This is a genomic window from Azotobacter armeniacus, assembly GCF_054779355.1.
In genome coordinates, this window is sequence record NZ_BAAGYK010000020.1 from 32221 (window position 1) to 48004 (window position 15784).

14 protein-coding genes are annotated in these 15784 nt (G+C 68.9%); 12 read left to right on the top strand and 2 right to left on the bottom strand.

Annotated elements, in window-relative coordinates:
- Positions 1-4: 4 nt before the first annotated feature.
- From mltB to ACYVD0_RS04980, 12 genes are all read left to right on the top strand, one after another.
- The gene (gene mltB / locus ACYVD0_RS04925) at positions 5-1033 is read left to right on the top strand and encodes a lytic murein transglycosylase (protein WP_460425766.1); all 1029 of its coding nucleotides are present in this window, start codon (positions 5-7) and stop codon (positions 1031-1033) included.
- Complete coding sequence (locus tag ACYVD0_RS04930; RefSeq protein ID WP_460425767.1) at positions 1030-2019, top strand: septal ring lytic transglycosylase RlpA family protein; 990 nt, start codon at positions 1030-1032, stop codon at positions 2017-2019. The genes mltB and ACYVD0_RS04930 overlap by 4 nt, the downstream gene beginning before the upstream one ends.
- Before the next feature lie 62 nt (positions 2020-2081).
- Positions 2082-3242, top strand: coding sequence for a D-alanyl-D-alanine carboxypeptidase family protein (locus tag ACYVD0_RS04935; protein ID WP_460425768.1), 1161 nt, complete (start codon positions 2082-2084; stop codon positions 3240-3242).
- 70 nt (positions 3243-3312) lie between these two features.
- On the top strand, positions 3313-3591 hold the full coding sequence (locus ACYVD0_RS04940; RefSeq protein ID WP_460425769.1) for a YbeD family protein: 279 nt from the start codon (positions 3313-3315) through the stop codon (positions 3589-3591).
- A complete protein-coding gene (lipB, locus tag ACYVD0_RS04945) occupies positions 3591-4247 on the top strand; it encodes a lipoyl(octanoyl) transferase LipB (RefSeq protein WP_460425770.1) in 657 nt (218 codons plus the stop codon). Before ACYVD0_RS04940 ends, lipB begins: the two co-directional genes overlap by 1 nt.
- Positions 4244-5221 (top strand): lipoyl synthase, encoded by a 978-nt coding sequence (gene lipA, locus ACYVD0_RS04950; protein ID WP_460425771.1) that lies wholly within the window; start codon positions 4244-4246, stop codon positions 5219-5221. The genes lipB and lipA overlap by 4 nt, the downstream gene beginning before the upstream one ends.
- 381 nt (positions 5222-5602) lie before the next feature.
- Complete coding sequence (locus ACYVD0_RS04955; protein ID WP_460425772.1) at positions 5603-7399, top strand: pyruvate oxidase; 1797 nt, start codon at positions 5603-5605, stop codon at positions 7397-7399.
- Positions 7399-8505 (top strand): enolase-like domain-containing protein, encoded by a 1107-nt coding sequence (locus ACYVD0_RS04960; protein WP_460425773.1) that lies wholly within the window; start codon positions 7399-7401, stop codon positions 8503-8505. Before ACYVD0_RS04955 ends, ACYVD0_RS04960 begins: the two co-directional genes overlap by 1 nt.
- Positions 8506-8517: 12 nt before the next feature.
- Positions 8518-9489: a hypothetical protein gene (locus tag ACYVD0_RS04965; RefSeq protein WP_460425774.1), complete on the top strand. Its 972-nt coding sequence runs from the start codon at positions 8518-8520 to the stop codon at positions 9487-9489.
- Entirely contained in the window at positions 9486-10127 is a 642-nt protein-coding gene (locus ACYVD0_RS04970; protein WP_460425775.1) for a gluconate 2-dehydrogenase subunit 3 family protein, read from the top strand. Before ACYVD0_RS04965 ends, ACYVD0_RS04970 begins: the two co-directional genes overlap by 4 nt.
- Complete coding sequence (locus tag ACYVD0_RS04975; protein ID WP_460425776.1) at positions 10117-10614, top strand: hypothetical protein; 498 nt, start codon at positions 10117-10119, stop codon at positions 10612-10614. The genes ACYVD0_RS04970 and ACYVD0_RS04975 overlap by 11 nt, the downstream gene beginning before the upstream one ends.
- Positions 10578-11777, top strand: coding sequence for a GMC family oxidoreductase (locus ACYVD0_RS04980; protein ID WP_460425777.1), 1200 nt, complete (start codon positions 10578-10580; stop codon positions 11775-11777). Before ACYVD0_RS04975 ends, ACYVD0_RS04980 begins: the two co-directional genes overlap by 37 nt.
- A 75-nt stretch (positions 11778-11852) precedes the next feature.
- Here ACYVD0_RS04980 and treA read toward each other — a convergent pair whose 3' ends face one another.
- Together treA and ACYVD0_RS04990 are read right to left on the bottom strand one after the other, a co-directional pair.
- Entirely contained in the window at positions 11853-13493 is a 1641-nt protein-coding gene (treA, locus tag ACYVD0_RS04985) for a trehalase domain-containing protein (RefSeq protein ID WP_460425778.1), read from the bottom strand.
- A 775-nt stretch (positions 13494-14268) separates the two neighbouring features.
- Positions 14269-15585, bottom strand: coding sequence for a lytic murein transglycosylase (locus ACYVD0_RS04990; protein ID WP_460425800.1), 1317 nt, complete (start codon positions 15583-15585; stop codon positions 14269-14271).
- Positions 15586-15784: the final 199 nt, after the last annotated feature.

The following is a 15784-nucleotide window of genomic DNA, read 5'->3' on the forward strand; positions in this document are numbered from 1 at the left end:
ATTGATGCACATACGGCATGGCCGGGTGGCCAGAACCCTGTCTTTGGCCAGCCTGGTGGGTTCCCTGGGGCTGGCCGGCGCGCTGTGCGGCGGTGCGGCGCTGGCTGACGACTATGCGGACTCGCCGCAGGTGGACGAGTTCGTCGCGGAGATGACCCGCGACTATGGCTTCGCCAGCGAGCAGCTGCTTGGCCTGTTCCGCGAGGTGCAGCGCAAGCAGCCGATCCTCAATGCCATTTCGCGGCCGGCGGAACGGGCCAAGCCGTGGAAGGAATACCGGCCGATTTTCATCACCGAGGCCCGCGTGGCCCGCGGCGTGGACTTCTGGCGCGAGCATGAGGCGGCCCTGGCCCGTGCCGAGCAGGAATACGGCGTGCCGGCCCAGGTGATTGTCGCGATCATCGGCGTGGAAACCTTCTATGGGCGCAACACTGGCAACTACCGGGTGATCGACGCCCTGTCCACCCTCGGTTTCGACTATCCGCCGCGCGCGCCCTTCTTTCGCAAGGAACTGCGCGAGTTCCTCCTGATGACTCGCGAGGAGCAGGTCGACCCGCTCACCCTGACCGGCTCCTACGCCGGCGCCATGGGCCTGCCGCAGTTCATGCCGAGCAGCTTCCGCGCCTATGCGGTGGACTTCGACGGCGACGGTCACATCGACATCTGGAAAAACCCGACCGACGCCATCGGCAGCGTCGCCAGCTACTTCAAGCGCCACGGCTGGGTCGCCGGCGGGCCGGTGGCCAGCCGTGCCGAAGTCAATGGCACCGAAGCCGAACAGGGCCTGACCGAGGGGCTGGATCCTGTGAAGAGCATCGGCGAGCTGCGCAGTCTCGGCTGGAAGACCCGTGACCGCCTCGATGACGGCCTGCCGGTCACCGCCTTCCGTCTGGACGGCGCGCAGGGCGAGGAATACTGGATGGGGCTGCCGAACTTCTACACCATCACCCGCTACAACCGCAGCGTGATGTATGCCATGGCTGTGTACCAGCTCTCCGATCTACTGCTCCAGGCACGGGGTGGCCGCCGATGACGAGGTGTGCCCTGCCGATCCGTCTGGCCCTGCTTGGCAGCCTGGCGCTGCTGGCTAGCTGCTCCAGCACGCCACCGGAGCGCGGCAAGTCGTCGAGCCCTGCCGCTGCGGTCCATTACCCGCGACCGCTCAAGGACGGCGCGCCCTGGTGGGACGTCGACGTCTCGCAGATTCCCGACGCGGTGCCCACGCCCCACAACGGCCCGGTCAAGGCCAACCCCTACACGGTGTTGGGCAAAACCTACTATCCGATGAACGATGGCCGCCGCTACAAGGCGACTGGCACCGCCTCCTGGTACGGCACCAAGTTCCATGGCCAGGCCACTGCCAACGGCGAACACTACGACCTTTACGGAATGAGCGCGGCGCACAAGACCCTGCCGCTGCCCAGCTACGTCCGGGTGACCAACCTGGACAACCAGAAGAGCGTGATCCTGCGGGTCAACGACCGCGGCCCCTTCTATTCCGACCGGATCATCGACCTCTCCTTTGCCGCAGCGAAGAAGCTCGGCTATGCCGAGACCGGCACCGCGCGGGTCAGTGTGGAAGGCATCGATCCGGATGAGTGGTGGGCTCAGCAGGGCCGCCAGCCACCGCTGGTGCTGGCCCGGCCGCAGATGGCTACGGTGCAGCCGACGACCCGCCCGGCGCCGCAGCCGATCGAGGAGTACTCGCCGCCGCCCAGCCAGCATGCGGCGGCCATGCTGCCCGTGGAGGTCGCCTCCAGCGATGCCGCCGCCGCCCCGGCCGGGGAGCTGTACCTGCAGGTCGGCGCCTTCGCCAATCCGGATGCGGCGGAGCTGCTCAAGGACAAGCTGAGCCGGATCAGCGCCACCCCGGCGTTCGTCAGCTCGGTGGTGCGCGACCGGCAGACCTTCCACCGCGTGCGTCTGGGGCCGATCGGCAGCCAGGACGAGGCCCGGCAGCTGCAGGACAGCGTGCGCCTGGCCAGGCTCGGGCAGCCGACCCTGGTCAAGCCCGATTGAGATCGGGACCAATCTCCATCGCCCGCAAGGGTGTGTTCGACTAGCCAACGACTCGAGAAACGATGAAAACCACCCGACTTGTGCAACGCCTTTTCCTGGTCCTCCTGATCTGCATGCCGAGCGCCTGGGCAGCAGAGCCCCAGGCCATCCCGGCACCGCCGCAGCTGGCCGCCACCTCCTACCTGTTGATGGATGCGGCCAGCGGCCAGATGCTGATCCAGAACAATGGCGACGAGCGCCTGCCGCCGGCCAGCCTGACCAAGCTGATGACCGCCTACATCGCCACCCTGGAGATCAAGCGCGGACAGATCAAGGAAGGCGACATGGTCACCGTCAGCGAACGCGCCTGGCGCACCGGCGGTTCGCGGATGTTCATCCAGGTCGGCACCCAGGTGAGCGTCAGCGACCTGCTGCACGGCATCATCATCCAGTCCGGCAACGACTCCAGCGTGGCCCTCGCCGAGCACATCGCCGGCAGCGAGGACGCCTTCGCCGACATGATGAACAGCACCGCGCAGCGCCTCGGCCTGACCAACACGCACTTCATGAACGCCACCGGCCTGCCGGCTCCCGAGCATTACTCCTCGGCCCATGACATGGCCAGGCTGGCCCGCGCCATCATCTACGACGATCCGGCGCATTATGCGATCTACGCGCAGAAGGAATTCTTCTGGAACAACATCAAGCAGCCCAACCGCAACCTGCTGCTGTGGCGCGACAAGACCGTCGACGGCCTGAAGACCGGCCACACCGAGGAGGCCGGCTACTGCCTGGTGGCCTCCGCGGTGCGCGACGGCCAGCGGCTGATCGCCGTGGTGTTCGGCACCAACAGCGAACAGGCGCGCGCCGCCGAAACCCAGAAGCTGCTGACCTATGGCTTCCGCTTCTTCGAGACCCAGACCCTCTTCCAGAAGAACACCGAGCTGGCCAACTCGCCGGTGTGGAAGGGCGCCAGCCGCGAGGTCAAGGTCGGCCTGGCCGAGGATCTGACCCTCACCGTGCCGCGTGGCCAGCTCAAGCAGCTGACCACCAGCAGCACCCTCGAGCCGCAGCTGATCGCACCGATCCCGCAGGGCGCCGTGGTTGGAAGGGTCGAGGTCCGGCTGGGCGACCAGGTGCTGCGCAGTGCCAGCCTGATCGCCCTGGAAGCCGTCGAGGAGGGTGGCCTGTTCCGTCGTCTATGGGATAGCATCCGCCTGTTCTTCTACGGTTTGTTCAACTGAACCTCTGCCGACCGCCGTCCGCCGCTTCCGGTGGACGGCCGTCCCCGCGGGCCGACCGCTCGCCGCCGCCATGACCGATACCGACGTACAAGCCCCGAAAATTGAATTTCCCTGCGAGCGCTATCCGATCAAGGTGATCGGCGATGCCTGCGAGGGTTTCGCCAACCTGGTCGTCGAGGTGATCCAGCGCCATGCCTCCGATCTGGACAGCTCCACCCTGACGCAGCGCGACAGCCGCAACGGACGTTACCTCGCCGTGCAGGTGCTGATCACCGCCACCAGCCTCGAGCAGCTCCAGGCCATCCACCTCGAGCTGCGCGCCACCGGGCGCGTGCACATGGTGCTCTGATGCCGGGCGTGATCGGCATTCGCGAGCCGGGCCTGATCGACTACCTGCCGACCTGGCAGGCGATGCAGCGCTTCACCGACCGACGTGACGCGGAAACACCCGACGAGATCTGGCTGCTGCAGCATGCCCCGGTGTTCACCCAGGGCCAGGCCGGCAAGGCCGAGCATGTGTTGTTTCCCGGCGAGATCCCGGTAGTGCAGGTGGACCGCGGTGGCCAGGTGACCTACCATGGCCCCGGCCAACTGGTTGGCTACCTGCTGCTGGACGTGCGCCGCCTGGGCATCGGCGTGCGCGAACTGGTCAGCCGCATCGAGCTCAGCCTGATCGAGCTGCTCGCCGGCTACGGGGTCGAGGCTCATGCCAAGCCGGACGCGCCGGGGGTGTACGTCGGCGACATGAAGATCGCCTCCCTCGGCCTGCGCATCCGCAACGGCTGCTCATTCCATGGGCTGGCCCTGAACGTGGACATGGATCTGGCACCCTTTCAGCGCATCAACCCCTGCGGTTATGCCGGCATGGTCATGACACAACTCAAGGACCAGGCCCGCGGGCCGGTCGAATTCGCCGAGGTGAGCAGCCGCCTGCGTGCACAGCTCGCTGCGCAGCTCGGTTACGCTGAAGCAAAGACCCTTACGGGCGGGATCGAAAGCATATGAGCACGACGGAAACCACGGGCAAGGGCCCGGCCAAGGTTGAGACCGGGGTCAAACTGCGTGGCGCGGAGAAGGTCGCCCGCATCCCGGTGAAGATCATTCCGACCGAGGAGCTGCCGCGCAAGCCGGACTGGATCCGCGTGCGCATGCCGGCTTCTCCCGAGGTCGAGCGGATCAAGCAGCTGCTGCGCCAGCACAAGCTGCACAGCGTCTGCGAAGAGGCCTCCTGCCCGAACCTCGGCGAGTGCTTCGCCGGCGGCACCGCGACCTTCATGATCATGGGCGACATCTGCACCCGCCGCTGCCCGTTCTGCGACGTCGGCCACGGCCGGCCGAACCCGCTCGACCCGGACGAGCCGAAGAACCTCGCCGTGGCCGTCGCCGACCTGCGCCTCAAGTACGTGGTGATCACCTCGGTGGACCGCGACGACCTGCGCGACGGCGGTGCCCAGCACTTCGCCGACTGCCTGCGCGAGATCCGCAAGCTCAGCCCTGGCACCCAGCTGGAAACCCTGGTGCCGGACTATCGCGGGCGCATGGAGATCGCCCTCGAGATCACCGCCAGCGAGCCGCCGGATGTGTTCAACCATAACCTGGAAACCGTGCCGCGCCTGTACAAGGCCGCCCGTCCGGGCTCGGACTTCGAGTGGTCGCTGGACCTGTTGCAGGAATTCAAGAAGCGTGTGCCGGGCGTGCCGACCAAGTCCGGGCTGATGCTCGGCCTCGGCGAGACTGACGAGGAAGTCATCGAGGTGATGCAGCGCATGCGTGAGCACGAGATCGACATGCTCACCCTCGGCCAGTACCTGCAACCCTCGCGCAGCCACCTGGCGGTGCAGCGCTTCGTCCACCCCGACACCTTCGCCTGGTTCGCCGAGGAAGGGCAGAAGATGGGCTTCAAGAACGTCACCTCCGGCCCGCTGGTACGCTCCTCCTACCACGCCGACCAGCAGGCCCACGGCGCCAAGGGCGACTGATCGCCCGCTGGCCCCGTAGGGGGCCTTTCCTGAGCCGGATGGCCGGGCAGGGCGGCTGGCTCGCGCCACGCATCGTGCCTGCCATCCGCGACTGTCGCCTGCCGTCGAAAATCACGAATCTTTTCCCGGCTTCCCGGTCAAGACCTTGGTGACCCCGAGGTCCGGCCCTGGCCGTTCGTCAGCCGGCGGGCGCATGCCGCCGTCTCCCGCCACAGGCCGGATCGTCCGGTGTCCCCGGAGCGGATGACCGCCCGGGACGCAGAGGGCCAGGCATCCAGGAGCGAAACCTGCCTCCCCATGGCCGCTTGCGTGGCAGGGAGAGGCGCAGCCCATCGATGGCCTGGCCTGGATTCCGGCCCCTCAAATCCAGCGAGGTTTGCCATGGCAACGACAGTCGGTGACTTTCTGGTCGAACGCCTGTACCAGTGGGGTGTGCGACGCATCTACGGCTATCCGGGCGACGGCATCAACGGTGTGTTCGGCGCCCTGAGCCGTGCCCAGGAGAAGATTCGCTTCATCCAGGTCCGACACGAGGAAATGGCCGCCTTCATGGCCTCGGCGGAGGCCAAGTTCGGCGGCGGCCTGGGCGTCTGCATCGCCACCTCGGGGCCTGGTGCCTCGCACCTGATCACGGGTCTCTACGACGCCCGCCTGGACCACATGCCGGTGCTGGCGATCACCGGCCAGCAGGCGCGCACCGCCATGGGCGGGCACTACCAGCAGGAGGTGGACCTGGTGTCCATGTTCAAGGACGTGGCCGGCGCCTTCGTCCAGCAGGCTAGTGCGCCGGAGCAGGTGCGCCATCTGGTCGACCGGGCGATCCGCATCGCACTGGGCGAGCGCCGGGTGACCGCCATCGTCCTGCCCAACGACCTGCAGGAGATGGAGTACAGCGAGCCGCCGCACGCGCACGGCACCTTGCACTCCGGCATCGGCTACAGCCGGCCCAGGAAGGTGCCCTACGACGAGGACCTGCGGCGGGCCGCCGAAGTGCTCAACGCCGGCAGCAAGGTCGCCATCCTGGTCGGCGCCGGCGCCCTGCAGGCCACCGACGAGGTCATCCAGGTCGCCGAACGGCTCGGCGCCGGCGTGGCCAAGGCGCTGCTCGGCAAGGCGGCGCTGCCCGACGACCTGCCGTGGGTCACCGGCTCCATCGGCCTGCTCGGCACCGAGCCGAGCTACAAGCTGATGGAGGAGTGCGACACCTTGCTGATGATCGGCTCCGGCTTTCCCTATTCCGAATTCCTGCCCAAGGAGGGCCAGGCGCGCGGCGTGCAGATCGATCTCAAGGCCGACATGCTCAGCCTGCGCTACCCGATGGAGGTCAACCTGGAGGGCGATGCCGCCGAAACCCTGCGCGCCCTGCTGCCGCTGCTGCGGGAGAAGGAGGATCGCCGCTGGCGCGCCGACATCGAGGACTGGCGCGGCGACTGGGAGAAGAAGCTCGAGAGCCGCGCCCTGGTGTCGGCCACGCCGATCAACCCGCAGCGGGTGGCCTTCGAGCTGTCGCCGCGCCTGCCCGAGCGTGCCATCGTCACCTGCGACTCCGGTTCCTGCGCCAACTGGTTCGCCCGCGATCTGAAGATCCGCCGCGGCATGCTCTGCTCGCTCTCCGGCGGCCTGGCGTCCATGGGCGCCGGCGTGCCCTACGCCATCGCCGCCAAGTTCCTCTACCCTGACCGCGCGGTGGTGGCCATGGTCGGCGACGGCGCCATGCAGATGAACAACATGGCCGAGCTGATCACCGTCGCCAAGTACTGGCAGGAATGGCAGAGCCCGAGCTGGATCTGCTGCGTGTTCAACAACGAGGACCTCAACCAGGTCACCTGGGAGCAGCGGGTGATGGCCGGCGACCCGAAATTCGAGGCCTCGCAGAATATTCCCAACGTGCCCTATCACCGCTTCGCCGAGTCCATCGGCCTCAGGGGCATCTACGTCGACCGCGAGGATGCCGTCGCCGCCGCCTGGGAAGAAGCCTTGGCCGCCGACCGGCCGGTGCTGATCGAGTTTAAGACCGACCCGGACGTGCCGCCGCTGCCGCCGCACATCACCTTCGAGCAGGCCAGGAAGTTCGCCAGCACCCTGCTGCAGGGCGACCCGGAGCAGGCCGGCATCATCGCCCAGACGGCCAAGCAGGTGCTCGGCAGCGTCCTGCCCAAGGGCAAGGACAGGCAGTGATGGCCGCGCCAGACCTGAGGGTCGTCAGTGTGCGCGCCTCGGCCTATCGTATCCCCACTGACCGGCCCGAGGCCGACGGCACCTTCCAGTGGGAGGCGACGACTTTGGTGCTGGTGGAGGTCGAGGCCGGCGGCCAGACCGGCCTGGGCTATACCTACGCCGATGCCGCCTTGCTGCGGCTGATCGACGACAGCCTGGGCGAGCTGGTCGTGGGCGCCGATCCGATGGCGCCCGCCCGGGTCAGCGGGCAGCTCTGGGCGCGGGTGCGCAACCTGGGCCGCGCGGGCCTCGCCGCCTGCGCCATCTCGGCCCTCGACACGGCGCTCTGGGACCTCAAGGCCAGGTTGCTCGACCTGCCCCTGGCGACCCTGCTCGGGCGCTGCCGCGACAACGTGAGGGTATACGGCAGTGGGGGCTTTCTCTCCTACTCGGATTGCCAGCTGCGCGAGCAGCTCGGCCGCTGGGCGGTGGAGGACGGCTGCCGCTGGGTGAAGATGAAGATCGGCGGCGAGGCCGGGCGCGAGCTGGCGCGGATCAGGACGGCGCGCGAGGCGATCGGCGGGGCCGGGCTGCTGGTCGACGCCAACGGTGCCTACGGCAGCCGCCAGGCCATCGCCCTGGCCCGGCGCATGGGGGAGCTGGGCGTCGGCTGGTTCGAGGAGCCGGTCAGTTCGGACGACCTCGACGGCTTGTGCCGGGTGCGCAGGGCTATGGATGCCGCTGGTCCGGATCTGGAGATCGTCGCCGGCGAGTACGCCTACACCCCCGACGACTTCCGCCGCCTGCTGGAGCGGGGGGCCGTGGACGTGCTGCAGGCCGACCTCACCCGGTGCGGCGGGATCAGCGGCTTCCTGCGCGCGGCGGCACTCTGCGAGGCCTTCCATCTCGACCTGTCGGCGCACTGCGCGCCAGCCCTGCACCTGCCGGTGGCCTGCGCGGTGCCGCGGCTGCGGCATGTCGAATGGTTCCACGACCACGTGCGCATCGAGGCGATGCTCTTCGACGGCGCGCCGCAGCTGCGCCAGGGGCGGATCGCCCCCGACCTGACGGCGCCCGGCCATGGCCTGCGCCTGCGCCGGGCGGACGCCCGGGCCTACGCGGCCTGAGGCGCGCCCATGGTGTCCCGGACCCGACTGCAGTGGCTGGCGCTGGGCGCGGGCGGCGCGCTCGCCTGTGCCGCGCTCTGCTGGCAGCACCGCGAGGCGCGGCGGCAGGCCGCGGCCCGGCCCGGCGGCGAGTCCCTGCAGGAGCCGCTGCACCAGCTCGACCGGGGGGCGGGCGTGCTGGCCCTGGCCGTGGCGGCCGACAGCACCCTGGAGCATTACCGCGGCGACTTCCGGAACCGCGCCATGTACGCCCCGCTGCTCAGCTCCGGCCTGTCGCTGCTGGCCGGCAGCCGGCGCCTGCGTGAAGCCCTGCCGCAGGCGCACCGCCTGCGCGACGTCATTGCGCTGGGTTCGGTGCTGACCGGGCTGGCCGGGACCGGCTTCCACCTCTGGAACATCGCCAAGCGCCCGGGCGGCATCGGCTGGAGCAACCTGTTCTATGCCGCCCCGCTCGGCGCGCCGGCGGCGCTGGTGCTGTCCGGCCTGCTGGGCGGCTGCGCCGAGCGCCTGCGCTGCGCGACCAGCGATGGCGTGCCACGGCTGTTCGGACTGCCGGCCGGCAAAACCCTGGCGCTGATGGCCGCCGCGGGGCTGCTGGGCACCTCGGCCGAGGCCGGGCTGCTGCACTTTCGCGGCGCCTTCCAGAACCCGGCCATGTTCCTGCCGGTCAGCGCCCCGCCGGTCGCCGCAGGACTCCTGGCCGGCAGCGCCCTGGCCGGGGCCGGGAGTCCCCGGCTGCACCGGCTGTCGCGCTACTGGCTGCGCTTCACCGCGCTGATGGGGCTGGCCGGGACCGGCTTTCATACCCTCGGCGTCGCGCGCAATTGCGGCGGCTGGCGCAACTGGCGGCAGAACTTGCATGCCGGTCCGCCATTGCCGGCACCGGCCGGCTTCACCGGCTTGGCGCTGGCCGGTCTGGCCGCAGAGCGGCTGCTGGACCGGGAGCGGCAGGCCCTGGTGCACCAGGGGGAGAGGCAGGCATGAGCACGCGCTATCCCGGTTATGACGTCTTGGCCAAGCGTCACAGCCTGTCCTGGAACGAGCCGACGCGCCGAGCCGTGGATGCCCGGCTGGCGCTGCCGCGCGAGCCGAGGTTCTTCGCGCCGCACGAGTGGCGCATCCTCGAGGCGGCCTGCGCACGCATTCTGCCGCAGCCGGCCGGGCGTCCGCCGGTGCCCCTGGCGGCCATGGTCGACGCCAAGCTCTTCGAGCGGCGCGGCGATGGCTATCGGGACAGCCGCCTGCCCCCACTGCAGCAGGCCTGGCGCCAGGGCTTGGCGGCGCTGGAGGCCGAGGCGAAGGCCCGTCATGGCCGGGCCTTCGCCAAGCTGGCGGGGGGCGTGCAGGATGCGCTGCTGCGCGCCATGCAGGACGGCGAACTCGACCACCCGGCCTGGGGCGGCATGCCGGCGGCGCTGTTCTTCTACCACCGCCTGCTGCATGACATCACCTCGGCCTACTACAGCCATCCGACGGCCTGGAGCGAGATCGGCTTCGGCGGTCCGGCCAGCCCCCGGGGCTATGTGCGGCTGGGCGCCAATGCGCGCGACCCCTGGGAGCCGGCCGAGATCAGGACGGGCCAGGAGGGCAAGGCCCTGGAGCTGAACCGGCGTGTCAGGTGATCCCTTCCTCGAAGCCCTGGAAATCCCGCGCGGGCGCGACGGCCGGGCACCGGACGTGTTCCGGCGCGGCGGCTGGGTGCCGATGCGCGAGTACCCGGAACGCGAGCCGGTGGATTTCGCTGTCGTCGGCACCGGCGCAGGCGGCGGCACCCTGGCCTGCCGGCTGGCCGAGGCCGGCTTTTCCGTGGTCGCCTTCGACGCCGGCGCTTGGTGGCGACCGCTGGAAGAGTTCGCCTCCGACGAGGCGCACCAGGAAAAGCTGTTCTGGACCGACGAACGCCTGTGCGATGGCGACGATCCGCTCAAGCTCGGCACCAACAACAGCGGTAGGGCGGTCGGCGGCAGTACCGTGCACTTTGCTATGGTCTCGCTGCGCTTTCGCCCCGAGTGGTTCAGGTCGCGTAGCCTGCTTGGCTATACGGTATCGACTGGCCGATCGACTGGCGGGAGATGTGGCGCTACTACGCCGAAGTCGAGCAGGCGCTGAAGATTGCCGGTCCGCTGCGCTATCCCTGGGGACCGAAACGCCCGCGCTATCCCTACCGCCAGCACGAGGTGAACGCCCCCGGCCTGGCCCTGGCGCGCGCCTGCGAGGCCCTGGGCGTGGCCTGGGCGCCAACGCCGCTGGCGACCCTCTCCGCGCCCCGCGAGGATGCCCCGCCCTGCGTCTACCGCGGCTTCTGCGTCGCCGGCTGTTCGACCAACGCCAAGCAGAGCGTGCTGACCACCTGGATACCCCGGGCGCTCAGGGCCGGCGCGGAAATCCGCGACCTGGCCATGGTCGGGCGCATCGAGACCGGCGCCGACGGCCTGGTCAGCGGCCTGCACTACCACCGCGAAGGGGCGTGGCGGTTCCAGCGCGCCCGCCACGTGGTGGTCGCCGGCTACGCCATCGAGACGCCGCGGCTGCTGCTCAGCTCGGCCTGCGCGCGCCATCCGCACGGGCTGGGCAACAGCTCCGGGCTGCTCGGCAGGAACCTCATGGTGCATACCAATCAGGCGATATGGGGACGGCTGGCGGAGGAGGTGCGCTGGTACAAGGGGCCGCCGTCGATGGCCCTGTGCGAGCACTGGAACTACGAGGACCGGGGCAAGGACTTCTTCGGCGGCTACGCCTTCATGAGCCAGGGCCCGTTGCCCGCCGCCTGGGTCGCCAGCCAGACCGGCAACCGCGGCCTGTGGGGCCAGGCTCTGGTGGACGCCATGCAGCACTACAACCACCAGGTCGGCCTGAAGATCGTCGGCGAAACCCTGCCGCAGGCGCGCAACCGGGTGAGTCTGGCCGACGAGCGCGACCGTTTCGGCCTGCCCGTCGCCCGTGTCACCTGGTCGCTGTGCGACAACGACCGGCGTCTGGTGGCGCACGCCCTGGCGTTCATGCGCCGCGGCCTGGACGCCATCGATGCCTGCGACATCTGGGCCGAGTCCGACAATACCGCCCATCTCGCCGGCACCGCGCGGATGGGCTTCGAACCGGAGGGCAGCGTGGTCGACGCCGACTGTCGCAGCTGGGACATCCGCAACCTGTGGATCTGCGACAGCTCGGTGTTTCCCACCGTGGGGGGCGTCAACCCCTCGCTGACCATCCAGGCCATCGCCTGCCGGACGGCCGACCGGATACGCGAGCTGGCCAGGCGTGGCGAGCTGTAGCCGCTGAGGCGCCGCATGCCTGGCGGAGACGAAGCCCCCCGAAGGGGGGCTTGTCCCCGCTCGGGGCTCGGGTTCCTATTGCCTTGCCACCGCCTCCTGCTGCGGATAGAGGCCCAGCAGTTTCAGGGTGACGCCGTTGGTCCAGCCGAAGCCGTCCTGCAGCTTGTATTCGCCGCCGCCACCGCCGAGGTTCTCGCCCTCCACGCTGTATTTCTCCACCAGCTTGTGCTCCTTCTCGAACAGCGCCTGCACTTGGGCGAGGAAGTTCCGGGCGATGGTCTGCGCCAGCTGCTCCTGGCCGTAGCGGCGCAGGCCGGACACGGCGATCCACTGCAGGGGCGCCCAGCCGTTGGGGGCGTCCCACTGCTGTCCGTTGTCGATTTGCGTGGTGTTCAGCCCGCCTGGCTTGACCAGGCTTGCTTCCACCGTCTTGGCGGTGAAGCGGGCCCGCCCAGGGGAGGACACGCCGACGAACAGGGGATACAGTGTGGCGGCAGTGACCTGGTCACTGAGCTGGTTCTTTTTCCAGTCGAAGTCGCCGTAGTAACCGGCGCTATTCCACAGATGCCGTTCAATCGCCCGCTTGCGCCGATCAGCGCGTGCGCTGTAGGCGTCCGTGCAGCTCGGCATGGTGTTCTTCTCGCACGCCAGGGCGATGGTGGTTTCCAGGTGGTACAGCAGGCTGTTCAGATCGACCGGAACGATGGCGGTGGTGCGGATGGTCGCCATGTTCTTGCGGTCTTCCAGCCAGCGGGAGCTGTAGTCCCAGCCGCTGGCGGCGCCGGCGCGCAGGTCGCGGTAGACCTCGTTGGCCGGACGTCCGTGGGCCTGTTCGGCGGTCTCGCGGTCCTGCATGTAGGACTCCTGGCGCGGCGTGTCGCGATCGTCCCAGTAGCGATTGAACAGGCTGCCGTCGGCCAGCCGTACGACATAGCGTGCCGCTTCGCCGGGCTTGAGGGTCTGGGAGCCTTCCATCCAGTAGGCATATTCCTTCTGCAGTTGCGGCAGATAGCGGCGATAGGCATCGTCGCCCTCCGTTTGCGCCACCAGTTCGACCATGAGCGAGAAGAAGGGGGGCTGCGAACGGCTCAGGTAATAGGAGCGGGTGCCGTTGGGGATATGGCCGTAGGTGTCGATCAGGTAGGCGAAGTTGTCGACCATGTGCCGGGCCAGTTGCTTCTCACCGCTCTCGACCAGGCCCAGCATGGTGAAGTAGGAGTCCCAGTAGTACATCTCGCGAAAGCGCCCGCCCGGCACCACATAGGGGTAGGGAAGCGGCAGCTTGCTGCTGTGTGCGGGGACCTCTACATGCTGGCGGGTGAGAGCCGGCCAGAGCTTGTCGATGTGCTCGCGCAGGCTCACGCCCGCGGTGGTCGGTTGGGTTTCTGCCGGGGCGGAGGGCTCGAAGTTGTCCGCCACGAACTGCCGGAGGTCGAAGCCGGGCTGGTTGCGCCGGGCCAGGTAGTCGGCACGGATGGCGGCGGGATCGCGTCGCGGCACGGCGTCCACGAAGTGCTTCTGGTCGTCGAACAGCCATTGCTGCTGGACGCTCTGGAAGAGTTCCGGGTAGGTCTCGTCGGGGGTGAGCGACCGTTGTGTGCTGGCGTCCTGGTGGGTCCAGGTGTCCTGTGCGAAGGCCGTGCCGGCGCTTGCGAGCAGGATCGAAAGGGACAGGGCGAGCAGGGGGCCCGGCTGGGGGTGACGAAGGGTTTTCATAGGCTATCCGTGGGGTCTCGTTGTTGTTGTGAAGAAATTCCGGATACGTCATTTCCCGCTGCCTTCGCGGGTAGACTGTGGCTGGCCGTGGAATGCAGGCGCGGCTGGCGTTGTTCTAGTAGCCGCCGATGTCGTCGGCGGCATCGCCTTTGGCCGAGACTGCATTGCTCCTCCCGCTCTCGCCGAAGCGACACGGGATGACTGGCGCGTGACCGACGTTCGGCGATCTGCGCAGGGCAGTGAAGGTAAGGGGAGGCGGGAGGGGAAAACGTCGTTCCTGACGGTAGCGCCGCTGCGCGGGCCAGGCGCCGGACCGGGACCGGATTTGCCGCAAGCGGCGGCGCCCGTGCGCACGAGCCTTGCTGGGGTGGGCCATAAGGTACCTCGGTACTTGGATAGCGCTATCTCAGCAGGTCGAAATGCACTGCAGGGCAGAGTCTGTCATCGCTATCTTGTTGTTCTTGTGGACTGCCACCAAGGCTGTCCCGAAGCGGGCGGCTGGAAAGGGCCGCGCCATATGGACAGCGCTACCTTAGCGTTCGGGTTTTTATTTGGCAAGTCGCTCCGGGGCAATCCACGGGCTCATTGGGGAGGCGAGCGGTTCGTCAGGCATTGCAGGAGAACGAGCAGCGTATCGGTGCCGATAGCGGAGCTATTCGTGCCCAGCGGTCGTTCCGTGGGACTCTGGGCGCAAAGATATTCGCCCCTGCGGCTTCAAGGCTTCATCTTCGGTGCGGTTGTAGCAGGGATGGGCCTCTGAGCGGCCGGGACCGCCTCACTGCAGGCGCAGGGCCTCGAGCAGCTCGCTGGTCGGGTAGCCATCGGCCGGCCAGCCGAGGGTCTGCTGAAAGCTGCGCACTGCCTTGCGGGTATTGGCGCCGATGATGCCGTCGGCACTGCCGGGGTCGAAGCCGTTGCCGGACAGCAGGTTCTGCAGCTCGATGCGCTCGCTGCGGCTCAGCGGCGTATCGCCATGCGGCCATGCGGCGACGATCTGCCCGCGGTTCTGGAATCGCTCGGCGAGCAGTCCGATGGCCAGCGCGTAGGAGGTCGAGTTGTTGTACTTGAGGATGCTGCGGAAGTTGCCCAGCACCAGGAAGGCCGGGCCGCGGTGCCCGGCGGGCAGCAGCAGGCTGGCCTGCTCGCCGTCCTGGGCGCTGGTGGCGGGCAGGCTCAGGCCCAGCTGGCGCCATTCATGCAGCGACTTGCGCGTGGCCATGTCGGCCTGGGCGTAGTCGAAGCCCTTCGGCAACCGTACCTCGAAGCCCCAGGGTTGCCCCCGGCGCCAGCCGGATGCCTGCAGGTAGTGGGCAGTGGAGGCCAGGGCGTCGGCGGTCGAGTCCCAGATGTCGCGGCGCCCGTCACCGTCGAAGTCCACCGCATGGCTGTGGTAGGTGGTCGGGATGAACTGGGTCTGGCCCATGGCGCCCGCCCAGGAGCCGATCATCCGCTCCGGCCGCACGTCGCCGTTCTGCAGGATCGACAGGGCCGCCAGCAGCTGGTCGTGGGCAAACTGCGGGCGACGTCCCTCGAAGGCCAGGGTGGCCAGCGAGCGGATCACCGACTTGTTGCCCATGACCTGGCCGAAGTTGCTTTCCAGCCCCCAGACCGCCACCAGCGCCTGGCGGTCGACGCCATAGCGCGCCTCGATCCGGCCCAGCAGTTCGGCATGCCGGCTCAGCAGGGTCTGGCCGCTGCGCACCCGCTTCTCGGCCAGGGCGCCTTCCAGGTATTCCCAGACCGGCCGGGTGAACTCCGGCTGGCTGCGGTCCGCGGTGACCACCCCGGGGTCGGGGCCGACGCCGGCGAACGCCCGGTCGAACACCAGCGGCTGGATGCCGCCGGCCAGCGCCTCGCGGCGGAAATTCTCGCGCCAGTCCTCGAAGCTGATGGCGGCGAGCGGCGCGGTCGAGAGCGCAGACGGCGCGCCGACCGTCGTCAAGGGTGCCACGCTGGGCGCGCTCGGGGTTGGCGCGGCGACTGCCGGGGCGGAGTCAGCGGCGGGGGTGTCGACGCAGGCGGTCAGCAGGGCCAGTGCGCTGCCGGCGATCAGCTGGCGGAGAATCTGGCCGGGGGCCGGGGTGCTGAGCATCGGTACATCTCGAAGGCTGCAATCAAGCGGCGACCATAACATGTCGGGGAAAGGCTTGTCCGCCCGGACCCGCCGGAAGGGCACCGCCCCGGTTGCGTCGCGCTGCCGGCGCGTGTAGGGTGACCCGCGCTTCCTGTCACCCCCTCTCGACAGCGGATTGCCCAGGTCCTCGTAGCCATGTCCGGTTTTCCTCATCATC